Origin of the sequence: Dysgonomonas sp. ZJ279 (assembly GCF_011039205.1) — a bacterium.
Lineage (GTDB): Bacteria > Bacteroidota > Bacteroidia > Bacteroidales > Dysgonomonadaceae > Dysgonomonas.
The window spans coordinates 84572-98770 of sequence record NZ_JAAKEL010000012.1 but is presented as its reverse complement, the minus strand read 5'-3'; the positions used below and the strand labels follow the sequence as shown (position 1 = coordinate 98770).

Below are 14199 nucleotides of genomic sequence, written 5' to 3'. Positions count from 1 at the left end.
GAGTTAACTAGTATTATTCTTGTTTCATCCGATATAGACGAGCGCGCAAATGCGCGAGTTATAGAGGCTTTGATATTTGATAATGAGCCAAAGAAAGGCGATAATTTCGCCACGTTCTTGTAAATAAAAAATGGAGGGATAAAGAAAGCCCTCAGTTGTTAGTAGTATCTCACCACGTACTAACACTATAATAAAATAGATGCGACAACACGCATAACCGAGGGCTTAATATGCCTTTGTGTTACGTGTTGTCGCATTTTTTTGTACGTGGTGAGAATACAAAGATAAGTTTTAAACACTAATTAAATAGAAATTAAATGGAATTTAAGAAACAAAAAAGCTACAAAGTAGCACCGCTACCTTTTCAAGGACAAAAAAGGAGATTTGTAAATGGTTTTGGAATCGCATTACAGGAACTCAAAGCTAATAAGGAAGTGAGTATAATAGTCGATCTGTTTGGAGGTAGTGGTTTGCTATCACATACGGCAAAACAAATATTCCCTGAATGCAAAGTTATTTATAATGATTTTGATAATTATAGTCAACGGCTACGAAGTATAGATCGTACTAATAAGTTGTTGGCTGATATCCGGGTTATTTTAGTCGATCAGTCCAAAGAAAAAAAGATAGAAACTAATTACCGGGATTTAATAATTGAACGTGTAGAACTGGAAGATAAAGCCGGCTATGTGGATTATGTTACCCTGTCTTCATCTTTGTTGTTTTCAGCAAAATATGTTACTAACCTTGCAGAACTGAAAAAAGAGACTTTATATCACAACGTTAAAGCATCAGACTATGACTTTGATGCTGAAGAGTACCTGAGTGGTCTGGATATTGTCCGATGTGATTACAAGCAACTATATGAGCAATACAAGGATGTGCCGGGGGTGTTGTTTTTAGTTGACCCTCCATACCTATCAACTGACACAAAAACTTATCTCTCAGACAAGTATTGGAAGCTTCGGGATTATTTGGATGTATTGAACGTTCTCACAGGCTCTAACTATGTATTCTTTACTTCGAATAAGAGTTCATTAATTGAGTTGTGTGAATGGTTTGCTGATAATCGGAATATCGGCAATCCATTTGAAAACTCTGTATTAAACATACAGAATGTAACATTAAATAAAACAGCTGGATATAAAGATATGATGCTGTATAAGTTTGTGAAATGATGAGAGAGAAGCCCCAAAAGGGGCTTTCTTTTTACTAGTACTCCATACAAAAGGCAATAGAGCATACTCCTTCTATATAGCCATAGAAAGTAAACATTATACTTAATTTACAGCAAATATATAATATAAAGTGAAGGAAAAAACATCTGCATTCGCAACTATAATTCCAAATGTATATTATAATTCCAAATGTATGAATGTGTAACTTACGTTTGGAATTTCAAAAAAAAACATTTGGAATTTTGGAAAACAATATTGAAAAAATATGAAATATTTTAAGATAATTATTCTACTATTGTTTGCAGTTTCAATTGTAGCATGCCAGCATCAGAAAAAAGATTCGGAGTCAATACCCCCTAAATGGAAGCTTGGTATTCAGACTTATTCATTCCATAAATTTCCATTGATGGAAGCATTGGATAAAACACAGCAACTGGGGCTGCATTATGCAGAAGCCTATTTTTTCCAATCACTGGGCGAAAATTTCGTTGATACAGCTTATCTGAATTTTGATATAGATGAAACAACAAAAAAGCAATTGAAAGAAGAGTTTGCTAAACGCGATATTACTCTTTACAGCTTTGGTGTTGCATTTTATGAAACAACGGAAGAATGGGAACGTTTTTTCGCTTTTTCTAAAGATATGGGTATTCACACTGTGACATGTGAACCAAGGTTGGAGCATCTCGATTTTGTTGAGCAATTAGCATTGAAATATAAGATTGAAGTAGCGATACATAATCATCCTGCCCCATCTTTATATGCTGACCCCAATGTGTTATTTGAAGCATTGAAAGGTCGTGATCCGATTATGGGTGTCTGTGCCGACATTGGGCATTGGAAACGTACAGGAAACGATCCGGTGAAAACCTTAGAGCGATTTGCCGGCCGGATAAAAGTTGTACATTTAAAAGACCTGAATGAGCAGTTGGAAGACACAACATGGGGAACAGGTATATTACCGGTAAAAGAAGTTTTGGGTGAATTAAAGAAGCAGAATTTTGATGGACTTATATCGGTTGAATATGAAAATTTTGGAGACTCACAACTTGATGATATTGTGAAAAGTTTGGAGTTCTATAATCAGAACTGTAATTAAGCAAAAGCATATACCGGATTATCTTAATATAACCAATATAAAGAGGCTATAGACGTATACAGTTTGTATAATTTACGGATTCAAAAAAATATAGAAAGGAACATAAAGTATATGTTCCTTTCTATTTATAAGCGTTCTTTTACTAAATACGAATATATTAGTTTGCAGTTGCTTTTATTCGTTCTTCCTGCGACAAGCTAGCTAGTTGTTTTACCCTCTCTATATCGATTCCTAGCCCATTCGCAATGCGTGTTCCATATTCAGGATGAGCTTTGTAGAATAAGGCTGTTTGGCGGTATTGAATACGTGGTTGCGCATTCTTGATATGCCCTACAATATTATTTATCAAATTAGTCTTATCGTAGTCAGACAATACCCGACCATATAAATCGCCTGCTTGTATAAAGTCTATATCTCCTAATATATATTCGTGACGGGCAGCCATTCCTTGTACGTCAATCGATGGAGGAGTAAACTTCGCATCAGGCTGTGCACCGTCAAACGAATTTGGATAATAGTTAGGCGCAGGATTCTCGATACCCATATTCATCGAACCATCACGCTGATAATTGTGCATAGGACATTTAGGTGCATTTACAGGTATCTGATGGAAATTTGTACCCAATCGGTGCCTGTGTGTGTCCGGATAGCTAAATAAGCGTATCTGAAGCATCTTATCAGGGGACGACGCTATACCCGGAACAAAATTGCCCGGCGTAAAAGCAGCTTGTTCTATCTGAGCAAAAAAGTCATCAGGATTCCTATTTAATACGAACTTGCCCACAGGAATAAGTGGATATTCTTTTTGTGGCCATACTTTAGTAATGTCGAAAGCATCGAATCTAAAATTATCTGCTTGCTCGGGAGTCATTATTTGCACATAGGCCGACCACGAAGGATAATCTCCTTTAGCAATGCTATTATGTAAATCGCGGGTAGCATAATCGGGATCAGTGCCTCCTAGTTCGGTAGCTTGTGCATCTGTAAGGTTTTTAATCCCTTGATCTGTTTTAAAGTGCCATTTAAACCATACATGCTCACCATTGGCGTTATACCACATATAGGTATGGCTAGAAAATCCGTGCATGTGTCTATATCCATCGGGAGTTCCCCTGTCGGAAAAGAGAATAGTTACCTGATGAATACTTTCTGGCGTAAGCGATAGAAAATCCCAGAATGCATCTGCATCTTTCAGATTGGTAAGAGGATTCCTTTTTTGTGTATGTATAAAATCGGGAAATTTAATACCGTCGCGAATGAAGAATGTAGGGGTGTTATTACCTACCATGTCATAATTACCTTCATTCGTGTAAAATTTTAGAGCAAAGCCACGAGGGTCGCGTGCTGTATCAGCAGAACCTTTTTCGCCACCTACTGTTGAGAAGCGGGCAAGCATCTCCGTTTTTTTACCGATAGTGGATAAGAAATCAGCACACGTATATTGTGTTACGTCATGAGTTACCTCAAAATATCCAAATGCCCCGGAGCCTTTAGCATGAACCACTCTTTCGGGGATGCGCTCTCTATCGAAATGGGCCAGTTTTTCAATAGTGTGAGTGTCTGAGAGTAATGTCATAGTTGGTTTCTGGGTAGTAATAGAGGCTTGATCATTATCAACAGGACTACCTTGGTTAGTAGTCATGATCTTTTTCTTTTCATTTTCCATAGCTTTATATAATTAAGTTAATAAATGAAGTATCGAAAGAAAATATTCGATGATTATATAATTATCTTGTATCGAATACCTATTCTTACAAATATCTAAAGATAAAGTAAGGCTTAACATATATAATTAGAACATAAAAAACGAGAAATAGTTTAAGATGTTTGTAGTTTTTATTTTGAGAAATATATAAATCTATTGTAATCTTATGTTTGAATATTCATTAAAGGTTTAAGCTAACTAATTAATGAACAAGAGTGTGTTTTGTATTGTTATCTAACTATTATTAAGTGTTTTTTACATAAAAGTATTACAGCTATTACTCCATATTCTAAATGGTTCATTACTTTTGCATACCTAGAAATTGAACGGAAAAATATATTATGTATAAATCAAATGCAATTGCATTATTCATATATTCACTGCTAATAATATTCTCAACCTTCACATTGAAAGCTCAAGTGACAATAGGTTCGTCAATACCCCCAAATGATGGGGCTTTACTAGACTTGAAAGAATATGAAGCCAGTATACCCGGAGGGAATAATTCTAATCGTGGAATGATTCTTCCTAGAGTTGAATTGAAGAATTTCAGAGATTTAACCGCTTTAGGTATTACTGAAGATGCAACATTATATACCGGATTGATGGTATATAATGTTGCAGACCAATTGGATATATGTGCGATGTTACCTTCAGGTCTTTATGTTTGGAATGGGGATAAATGGCAGGAGTTAGGTTTTGTCTTACCAAAGGATAAGACTACTTGGGTCGACAATCAGGATGGTACAGGCTTACTTACCGATTATGAAGGGAATACTTATAAAACGAAAATATTCGGAGATGCAATTTGGATGGTAGATAATCTTCGTTCTACTGTTACATCGACAGGAGATCTGATCGATGGTGTAAATGGCGTTCGCCTAAATCCGGGCTTTCGTGTTGGCCCAAACAATGTAGGTGTTCGCACTAGATGTAAAGCTATATTAGATGACACCCCCGTAACAGTAAAAGTAGGAGGGGTGGCTCTCGATCTTAATTATGATACCTATGCCACTCGTTTCGGATTATTATATAATCAGGAACAGGCGAACAAAGCTTGTCCCAGAGGATGGTCGCTCAGCACAGAGGCTCAATGGAATGCTTTGTCTACTTTGTTAGCTCAGACGAATTCTGCTGTAGGTAAAATGTTGAAGTCTGATGATTTAGCCTATATCCCTACTATAGATGTCGGTTTTAATTGGCAGGGATTTGCGATAGGTCATGCATATAATTCAGGTTTTAATGCTACACCAGTAGGATATGTAAACCCATCGAATGATGCATCAAATTTTTCTTATGGAACTTATTTTTGGACAACTACAGCTAAAAAAAGCTTCTTCTTAACTTATGTAAATACCAGTCTGCAAACTACTGCGAGTGCTATCGAGACAAATTATTACTCGGTTCGATGTGTTAAAGACTAATTTTCTCTTCGTTAAATAGAGATGATATATATGCAAGTGAAAAGGAGACATAAGAAATTTATGGCTCCTTTAATACCTGTATTTTAATCGGATGCAAACCCTAACGATCCTTAAATATTTGTTTTTCAGCGTATTTTTAGCTATCTTCATAAAATTACGCCTATATAGGTCGTATTATTGAGTGTTTAAACTATTCTTAAAAGAAATCAAAAAATGGATGGACAGAACAAAACTTCTTCTCGAGGAAGAAAAGCTACGGTGAAAAATACTGAGCGTATGACGCAGGTAGAAGCGGTGAAGCAATTATTGGATAACCACAAGAAAGGTCTTAACGAGGTCGTACATATCAAAATTGATGATAGAACCTATTTGGAAGTTCCTGCTGGCCTATCGGCAGAGGATCGTCAGGATAGAATCAAAAACTATCTTAAATATACAAATTACAAACCTGTATAGAATATTAGGGAAAAATCATAATTAATGGTTTACTTCTATATAATATCCCTTCTTAGTAAGGGATTTTTTTATTAATCTATAATTTAAATAATTATGAAAGTCGCTTTAATTGGAGCTACAGGATTTGTAGGCTCACACATTTTGAAAGAGTTATTAACCCGAAAACACGAGGTAACAGCTATCGCTCGTAATACTGATAAAATCGATATTGTAGATGATAAATTGACAGTTGCAAGTGTTAATGTAATAGATACGGATATACTGACAGACGTGTTGAAAGGCAATACAATTGTTATATCTGCATTTAACGCAGGGTGGGACAATCCTAACATTTATGAGGACTACCTGAATGGGTATGAGTCGATACAAAAAGCAATAAGAGCAGCAAATATTCGTCGTTTTTTTGTCGTAGGAAATTCTGGTACTCTGTATGAAGGAGGAAAGCAGTTGGTAGAAGCGGACGATTTTCCCGCAGAGATGGGACAAGGAGCCAAGGCTTCGCGTGATCATTTTGAAAAGCTAAGACGCGAAACATATCTCGATTGGGTATATTTGGCACCACCTACTGATCTGAATAAGGAAATAAATACCGGACGCACGGGTAAATTTCGCATAGGGAGAGATGAACCCATAATTAGAGAAGGGGTTGCTTCTATCTCTCTTGAAGATTTGGCAATGGTTGTTGTGGATGAAGTTGAAAATAGAAATAATTCGCGCCAACAATTTACAGTAGGATATTAAGCAGATAAAGCAGCCGTCTCGACATTTCTTTTACTGCGTGGTTAAAGAGTCAAGACGAACTCAAATATAGAAAACGACCGATCAGTAATATTGATTGGTCGTTTTCTATTAATTATGATTCTTATTTGTTAGGATCGTATACAGCTACGGCTACACGAGAATCTGCGCAACCGTAATATAAATACCATTTGTTTCCGTGATATACCAATCCTTCAATAAATACGGTTCCGGCAGGATATTGTCCGCTTTTTTCAAAATCACTTTCGGGGATAAAGAATGGTTTATCTAATCGTTCTATAAATTTAGACGGATCAGATAAGTCGAAAAGAGCCTGACCTGCACAATATGAATTAGCAGTGTAAAGTGTGTCTCCATCTATTCCACTTTTATTTTTTCCGTTATATAGTAATAATATACCTTTGTCTGTCATTATCGCAGGAGGACCACATTCGGTAAGATCGCTATCGAATTTTCCTTTACGTGGAGCAAATAATACTTTCAACTCTCCTTTCTCATCAAGCATAGGTTCCCAGTTGATTAAATCGTCAGAAGTGGCTACATTTACAAACTTCTCACCCCAATACATCCAGTATTTTCCGTTTATTTTAGCTATAACCTGTTTCCCATCTACTAGTTTGGTAATAATAGAAGCTGATTTGGAAAATTCGTCGAAGAAACGTCCGTTATGTGCTTTTGCAAACGCAGGACCATATTTATTCCATTTCTCCAAATCGGTGGATGTTGCAACAGCAAGACGAGCCTGTTTTCTGTTCCACTGAGTATATAGCATTACATACATACCATCTTCGGTTACAGCTACACGTGGATCTTCACAACCACCCGGCCATTCCAATTCTTTTTGGCTATCATTATCAGGATAGAATGTCGGGGTTGATTTTCGCTGGAAATTTAAACCATCAGAAGACCATGCATAGCCGATTCTCGAAGTGCGTCCTCCGATACCTTGACCCGATTTGTCTTCAGCACGGTATAGTACAACTACATTTCCATCCTTTATCGTTGCTGCAGGATTGAATGTATCATTCGATTCCCAATCTACTGAATCTTGGGTTATGGGGCAGTAAAAACGGGTTGTAGAATCAGGGGATATAATTGGATTGACTCCATTTGGACGTTCAAAACCGATCCACGCCCAATCCGGGAATTCGGAATTTGTTTGCTTTTTGCTATCGCATGCCGTAAGCAATAAAACTATTGACACAAGCATAGAGATTTTTAGAAGACTCTTTTTCATTATTATATCAAATTAATTTATAGATTTTAAGGAAACGATGGAGATGGAACCTTTGTTCCCCAATTTTTATTTGGAGAATTTCCCATAAATAATTCGAGAGTACCACCGTTTGTTATATCCGAAAAATCGATATAACATTTATTATATTCCATACCATTCAACGTGGCTCTCTGTATATAACTATTTTCGGGAAGATTATCATGGGTAATAATTGTAAACTCTTTTCCTTTAAAATATTTTAGATCAAGTTTGAATTTTATCTTATCGAATATCGGGCTGGTTATTTCATAGCGTGTATTTCCCGGACAAGAAGGGTGGATTCCTGTTGCAGCCAGCACATACCACGCTGACATTTGCCCTACATCTTCGTTACCGACAATACCTTCGACAGAATTGGAGTATGCTTTGTCGCAGATATATCTGGTCCACTTTTGAGTCAGCCATGGAGCATCTAAATGATTAAATAAGAAGGGTATTAGATGAACCGGTTCATTTGCATGGTTGTAGTAATTGTTCCATAACATGTTTTTTGGTGTTTGATCAAAGAAACTACTAAGGTCTTCTCTCGCTTTGTCTTTTCCTCCCATTAGTTCTATCATTCCCGGAATATCGTGTGGTACAAACCATCCTTGTTGATAAGAGTTAGCCTCTATACATCCATACCACTCTTTGATGCGTGCATCTTCCGGCCAATCTTCCCAAGAACCATCGGCATTCCGTGGTCGGAACCATCCTTTCGAAGGATCAAATATATTTCTGTATGCTTGCCCTTTTTCTATGTATTTCAATTCGTCGGCTGTTTTACCGAGTTCTCTGGCAATTTGCGAAATACACCAATCTGTATAAGCATGTTCTAAAGTATTGGATATACTAAATGGAGGTCCGGTGAATCCTTGTTTTCCATTTCCAAATTTATCGGAGCTATTTATCGCATACTCATATGCTTTATCTATATCGTAATTTCTAATACCTTTTACATAAGCATCGGCTAAAACAGATATGGCAGGATTGCCTATCATACAGCCTGAATATGCATTCATCAATTCCCAGCGTTCAAAGTATTTCTTGCTGCTTTGTTCAGCAAGAGTTACAAGGGAGTTTATTTCATCATTAACAATCTCAGGGTTTATTATTGTTTGCAATGGGAATTGACTTCTGAAAACGTCCCATCCACTGAATATAGTTCGTTTGGTGAAATCTTTACTGATGTGAATATTGCCGTCTCCTCCTATATAACGACCGTCAATATCAGCATATATGCGTGGATCGATCATCGTGTGATAAAGAGCAGTGTAGAATATTGTTTTTTTATCTTTCGATGCTCCTGTTGCCTCTATTTTACCTAGCTCTCTATTCCAGAGTTCTTTAGCCTCTTGTCTTATTTTTTCAAAATCTTTTTCTGCTATTTCTGCTTTTAAGTTCTTTTCAGCCCCATCCATATCTACAAATGAAATACCGACTTTCAAGGTAACTTTTTCGTCTTTTTTAGTCGAAAATTCGCTGAAGAATCCCAGATGTTTGCCTTCCAGTTCTTTCTCTCCTTTTATTATTGGAGATTCCGATACTTTGGTCAGATAAGGTATGCTTATAACATCGTCTCTTTTTCGTTGCCAGTCATCCGGTATATTAGCGCTCCAAAAACCGTATTCTTTCAATGGTTTACTAAACTGTGCATAGAAATATACTGTATAATTAGCCTGACCATCACCATTACCCCAGCCACCTCCGTCGGGTGTACATTTCATCCAGCCTTGAATGGTATAATCATCTACAACTTTGATATACTGAGATGTAGATGTGCCACCTACACGCCTGGCTAAATCAATCTGAATACGTGATTGATCGTTTTCGGGAAAAGTGAATTTGAGCATTCCGCTATGAGGGGCAGCTGTTGCTTCGACTTTAATATTATAGTCTGATAGTTCGGCAGAGTAGTATCCTGCCGAAGCAATTTCCGTTTGTTTATTGTATAGTGAGCGATATCCTTCAATACTACCGTCTTCTTTTCCGGCAATTTTCTTTAATTCACCCGTAGTAGGCATTACAAGAAAATTTCCCAAATCCCCATACCACCCTACGCCACTCATCTGGGTAAAGGCGAATCCTTCAATGGTTTTATGTTCATAACTATATCCGGGACTGTTATCTCCGCCTGTAATTGTGTTTGGACTTACTTGTACCATACCAAATGGGGTAGCAGCACCAGGGAAAGTTTTGCCCAATCCATGATATACGCCTGCGTCACCAACACTTGTACTAGCTCCGATAAAAGGGTTTACATAATCTGAAGGTGTAGATTCATCGACAAAGTTTTTCGAGGAGCAACTGGCGATAGCTAGTGAAAGGCTTGCGAAGCAAATTTTCCAAATTCCTTTATTCATAAAATAGTATGTTTCTAAATATATTATTAGTTTCTTTTAATTCTTAATGTTTTAATGCTAAAATGAGGTGTTAAGATATTGATAGTAGGCGAGTCGGAAGATATATCAAACCTTCTTTATACGAATATGATGTTGTATGATAGGAGAATAAGGCTAACCCATATTTATTATCTTTCTGCATTAAATCGCCCCAATGTACAATAATATTATGTTTTATGCTATCCCAAGTGTCGAAAAAAGTATTTTCTAATTTATTTCTGCATACATCAAACGGAGCATCTTTATATATTTGAGTTTCGGATAATTTTGTGGGAAAATTATATTAATAGTTCTTGAATGATAAAATTAAGAAATGAAATTATTTATTATTTGTATGGATTTGGCAAGTTATTCATACTGATTTATATAGACTCCTCAGTAGAGTAATTTCTTCAGCATGTCCTGGTAGCTCATTTGGTGTTTCCAGATAGAATGGTAGATGTTTTAATTGAGGGTGATTGATAATATTGTCAAATGTTTGTAAACCAATAGAACCTTTGCCAATCGTCTCATGACGATCTTTATGGCTTTTAAATGGGTTTTTACTATCATTTAGATGGATGGCATATAATTTTTCTAATCCAATAACTTTTTCAAACTCTTCTAGTACGCCATCAAGATTATTGACAATATCGTATCCGGCATCATATATGTGACAAGTATCTAAGCATACACCTATTTTGTTTTTCAATTCTACCTTTTCTATAATAGCCTGTAGTTCCTCAAATGTTCTCCCGATCTCACTACCTTTCCCTGCCATTGTTTCGAGCAATACGGTAGTAGTTTGTTCTGGTTTTAAAATGTTATTTAGGGCTTCTATAATATAACTGGTACCTACTTCTACTCCTTGTTTGACATGACTTCCCGGATGAAAATTGTAGAGATTACCCGGTAAATATTCCATTCTTAAAAGGTCATCAGCCATCATTTCACGCGAAAATCTGCGGATACCCTCATCCATAGCACAAACATTTAATGTATACGGAGCGTGTGCTAAAATAGTGGCGAAATTATTTTGTTTTGCTAATTCTAGAAATGCAGAAATATCCGTTTCATCGATGACTTTAGCACTTCCTCCACGTGGATTACGAGTGAAAAACTGGAATGTATTGGCATTTATAGAAAGGGCATCTTTGCCCATTGATAAAAAACCTTTAGCTACAGAGAGATGACAACCGATTTTAAACATAATACTTCTTTTGATGAATATCTGACAAATGTACGGATGTATAATGGATATTCCCATCAAATTAAGCCGATTCCGACAAAAGAATCTCACAATATTCCAGTTCTGATTCCTGCGCCTGTATTACTCATTACTCTAAAAGACCAAAAGGATTATTGCTATTTTAGAACAATAATCCTTTTGTGATTTATATTATTTATTTTAAGCTGTTTTCTCAGATCAGCTTAAAATTGTTACGGCATTTATTATTATTTAATATCCCAGATCAGTTCATTTTGATCGTCTTTACTTACTACTAATTTATGTCCGTGAGCCAGTTTATTTCCAACAATCAAGCGGGATATAGGACGTCTGAGATGAGTCCGTATTGTTCCGCCCACCTGTCTTGCTCCATATTTAGGAGTGAAGCCACGTTCTGCTAACATTTTACGAGTATCTTCATCAATCTCCAGCTCGATGCCCTGTTTGCTTAGAGCTTCGATAAGTCCTTTGAGTTGAATATTGAATATCTTTAACAACATCGTTTCATTGATGGGTGAGAATGGTACTATTTCCGACAAGCGTGCTAAAAATTCAGGACGAAAATACTGCCCCATCACTTCCATTAACTGTGTAGTGGTTGGACTCATACCTTGTTCCAGTTGTTTCGTAAGCCATTCGCTTCCGACATTGGATGTAAATAGGACAATTGCATTGGAGAAATCGCCTTCTTTTCCCAGCCTGTCATGTAACTTACCTTCATCCATAATTTGTAGGAAGATATCGTATACTGACGGATGTGCTTTCTCTATTTCATCGAATAAAACCACAGCATAAGGTTGTTGACGAATTTTGTTTACCAAAAGACCACCCTCTTCATAGCCAACATATCCCGGAGGTGCACCATATAATAATGCTGCCGAATGTTCTTCTTTAAACTCCGACATATCGAAGCGAATCATTGCCTTTTCGTCATTAAAGAGAACTTCAGCCAAAGATTTTGCTAACTCCGTTTTTCCTGTTCCTGTTGGTCCCAATAGGAAAAACGAACCGATAGGTTGACCTGCTTTATTCAATCCGCTACGCGATTCTAAAATAGCATCTACCAGAGATTTTAAAGCTCCATCTTGGCCAACTACCCTACGGCGTAATAAATCTTCCATGTTGAGCAAACGCTCTTTTTCCTGAGCCTGTACTTTGCCGATCGGTATTCCGGTTTTGCTTGATATGATAGCTGCTACCTCATGCACCTGAATTGTTTTTATCTTTTCCTTTACAAAATTACTGAGTATATCTAATGCCTTATCGATATAATTAAAGAGTATACCATTATCTTCAATTTCCTTTACATCGGTTTCATCAGTAATGATACCTAATAAGACCGGACTCAATTTGTTTTGCATAGATAAGTACAAGAAGCGTAAATCTGCCAGTTTTTCTTCTGCTGTTTTTTCAAATGCACCTTCAATCATAGCCAATTCACTTATAAAAGAGTGAACATCTTTTTGCGCAGTTTCATTTACCATTTTGGTAGCAGACATAGTTCTATCCATCAGATCTATAGCCGAATCCGGTAAACGGCGATCTTTGTCGTATCGCTTAGCTAGCTTTACACATTCCTCTATAGCCTCTTTGGCCACTTCAAGCTTATGGAAATCCATATACCGCGACAATACAGAGTGTATCATTAATATAGCTGAAGCAATATCAGGTTCATTTATCTGTAATACTTCAAATCGTCGGCTAAAGGCGTGATCGGGTTCAATTAGTTTACGGTATTCGTCGATAGTTGTTGCCCCGATAACGGTTAGATCTCCCTTAGATAACTCTGGTTTTAAAATATTGGCAGCTCCAGAGTTCCCCTGCTTTGGGTCTAGTAGGACATGTATCTCGTCAATAAAAAGAATCGCATTGTCAATATTACGAATCTCTTTAATTATATTTTTCAAACGGTCTTCTATTTCTCCTTTGTAAGTAGCACCGGCAATGAGTGCCCCTGTATCAAGTTCATATATGGTTGAACCATCTAAATAAGAGGGGACATTCTTGTTTACTATATCATGAGCCAGTCCGTCTACTAAAGCAGTTTTACCCACACCCGAATCTCCGATAATCATTACATTGGGCTTACTTCGGCGACCTAATATCTCCATCATCATCCGTGTTTCCTTATCACGGCTTACAATGTTATGTATTTTCAAATCCAGAGCCTGTGCCGTTTTATCCACACAGTATTTCATGAGATTAACCATTGGCATCGCTCCATTTTCTTCTGATGTTACAAATGAAGAATTTGGCATACCGATGGCCGATCTTGTTTCTTTTCCACTTACATATAAATCGAAAATTTCATTTTCACGAAGTGGAAAAGATTTTAGTTGGTCTATCGTAAATCCGACATTTGGCTTTGTCAATGCAGCTAAAACACAGATAGGATTGATCTCCAATAGGCCCAGTTTAAGACGCACATTGTCGGCCTCTTCAAAAACCATTGGTATTTTCTCATCAGGTTGTATATCGGCTACCACTCCCGCTTTTGGGAAATCGTCGATGCGCATTTCGGCCCATTCTTCAAAATACTCGATATCTTTATCCATACTTTGAATGAAGGGTTTTAAACCGATTTCTTTATGAAGCAGTGCTTTTAACAGATGGGCAGACGAATAGTTCGCATTATAATATTCACGGGCTATAGACTGTGCTATTCTTATAGCCGTTTTTACTGATTCGTTTAAGTTTATAAAATCCATATATCT

The 14199-nt window shown here is 36.9% G+C and carries 10 protein-coding genes and 1 pseudogene; 5 read left to right on the top strand and 6 right to left on the bottom strand.

The genetic code is table 11. From position 1 onward, the window contains the following. The first annotated feature begins 317 nt into the window (after nucleotides 1-317). The gene (locus G7Y57_RS12285; protein ID WP_165024435.1) at nucleotides 318-1178 is read left to right on the top strand and encodes a DNA adenine methylase; all 861 of its coding nucleotides are present in this window, start codon (nucleotides 318-320) and stop codon (nucleotides 1176-1178) included. A gap of 265 nt (nucleotides 1179-1443) precedes the next feature. Continuing rightward, nucleotides 1444-2277, top strand: coding sequence for a sugar phosphate isomerase/epimerase family protein (locus G7Y57_RS12280; protein WP_165024432.1), 834 nt, complete (start codon nucleotides 1444-1446; stop codon nucleotides 2275-2277). A gap of 157 nt (nucleotides 2278-2434) precedes the next feature. On the opposite strand, the gene G7Y57_RS12275 is transcribed toward G7Y57_RS12280, so the two are convergent. Further along, nucleotides 2435-3943 (bottom strand): catalase, encoded by a 1509-nt coding sequence (locus tag G7Y57_RS12275; RefSeq protein WP_165024430.1) that lies wholly within the window; start codon nucleotides 3941-3943, stop codon nucleotides 2435-2437. Nucleotides 3944-4323: 380 nt separating this feature from the next. On the opposite strand from G7Y57_RS12275, the gene G7Y57_RS12270 reads away from it, so the two are divergent. The 3 genes from G7Y57_RS12270 to G7Y57_RS12260 all read left to right on the top strand — a co-directional run bounded on the left by G7Y57_RS12270 (nucleotide 4324) and on the right by G7Y57_RS12260 (nucleotide 6603). Beyond that, nucleotides 4324-5406 (top strand): FISUMP domain-containing protein, encoded by a 1083-nt coding sequence (locus G7Y57_RS12270; RefSeq protein ID WP_165024427.1) that lies wholly within the window; start codon nucleotides 4324-4326, stop codon nucleotides 5404-5406. Nucleotides 5407-5619: 213 nt separating this feature from the next. Then, the gene (locus tag G7Y57_RS12265) at nucleotides 5620-5862 is read left to right on the top strand and encodes a hypothetical protein (RefSeq protein ID WP_165024425.1); all 243 of its coding nucleotides are present in this window, start codon (nucleotides 5620-5622) and stop codon (nucleotides 5860-5862) included. Between the two features lie 93 nt (nucleotides 5863-5955). Beyond that, nucleotides 5956-6603 carry an NAD(P)-dependent oxidoreductase gene (locus G7Y57_RS12260; RefSeq protein ID WP_165024422.1) on the top strand — a complete coding sequence of 216 codons (648 nt, stop codon included), beginning with the start codon at nucleotides 5956-5958 and terminating at the stop codon, nucleotides 6601-6603. A 121-nt stretch (nucleotides 6604-6724) separates the two neighbouring features. Here G7Y57_RS12260 and G7Y57_RS12255 read toward each other — a convergent pair whose 3' ends face one another. The 5 genes and pseudogenes from G7Y57_RS12255 to G7Y57_RS12240 form a co-directional block, all read right to left on the bottom strand. Then, complete coding sequence (locus G7Y57_RS12255) at nucleotides 6725-7858, bottom strand: glycoside hydrolase family 130 protein (protein ID WP_165024420.1); 1134 nt, start codon at nucleotides 7856-7858, stop codon at nucleotides 6725-6727. Between the two features lie 26 nt (nucleotides 7859-7884). After that, nucleotides 7885-10239, bottom strand: a complete 2355-nt coding sequence (locus tag G7Y57_RS12250; RefSeq protein ID WP_165024417.1) for a GH92 family glycosyl hydrolase — start codon at nucleotides 10237-10239, stop codon at nucleotides 7885-7887. Between the two features lie 118 nt (nucleotides 10240-10357). Next, nucleotides 10358-10555, bottom strand: a pseudogene (locus G7Y57_RS18020) (hypothetical protein); the annotation flags it as partial. Nucleotides 10556-10630: 75 nt separating this feature from the next. After that, complete coding sequence (locus G7Y57_RS12245) at nucleotides 10631-11524, bottom strand: deoxyribonuclease IV (protein ID WP_255491429.1); 894 nt, start codon at nucleotides 11522-11524, stop codon at nucleotides 10631-10633. 188 nt (nucleotides 11525-11712) lie between these two features. After that, nucleotides 11713-14193 carry an ATP-dependent Clp protease ATP-binding subunit gene (locus tag G7Y57_RS12240; RefSeq protein ID WP_165024416.1) on the bottom strand — a complete coding sequence of 827 codons (2481 nt, stop codon included), beginning with the start codon at nucleotides 14191-14193 and terminating at the stop codon, nucleotides 11713-11715. Between the last annotated feature and the right edge of the window lie 6 nt (nucleotides 14194-14199).

Coding starts and splice junctions, on each gene's coding strand:
- G7Y57_RS12285 (WP_165024435.1), top strand. CDS start 318: ATGGAATTTAAGAAACAAAAAAGCTACAAAGTAGCACCGCTACCTTTT.
- G7Y57_RS12280 (WP_165024432.1), top strand. CDS start 1,444: ATGAAATATTTTAAGATAATTATTCTACTATTGTTTGCAGTTTCAATT.
- G7Y57_RS12275 (WP_165024430.1), bottom strand. CDS start 3,943: ATGGAAAATGAAAAGAAAAAGATCATGACTACTAACCAAGGTAGTCCT.
- G7Y57_RS12270 (WP_165024427.1), top strand. CDS start 4,324: ATGTATAAATCAAATGCAATTGCATTATTCATATATTCACTGCTAATA.
- G7Y57_RS12265 (WP_165024425.1), top strand. CDS start 5,620: ATGGATGGACAGAACAAAACTTCTTCTCGAGGAAGAAAAGCTACGGTG.
- G7Y57_RS12260 (WP_165024422.1), top strand. CDS start 5,956: ATGAAAGTCGCTTTAATTGGAGCTACAGGATTTGTAGGCTCACACATT.
- G7Y57_RS12255 (WP_165024420.1), bottom strand. CDS start 7,858: ATGAAAAAGAGTCTTCTAAAAATCTCTATGCTTGTGTCAATAGTTTTA.
- G7Y57_RS12250 (WP_165024417.1), bottom strand. CDS start 10,239: ATGAATAAAGGAATTTGGAAAATTTGCTTCGCAAGCCTTTCACTAGCT.
- G7Y57_RS12245 (WP_255491429.1), bottom strand. CDS start 11,524: ATGGGAATATCCATTATACATCCGTACATTTGTCAGATATTCATCAAA.
- G7Y57_RS12240 (WP_165024416.1), bottom strand. CDS start 14,193: ATGGATTTTATAAACTTAAACGAATCAGTAAAAACGGCTATAAGAATA.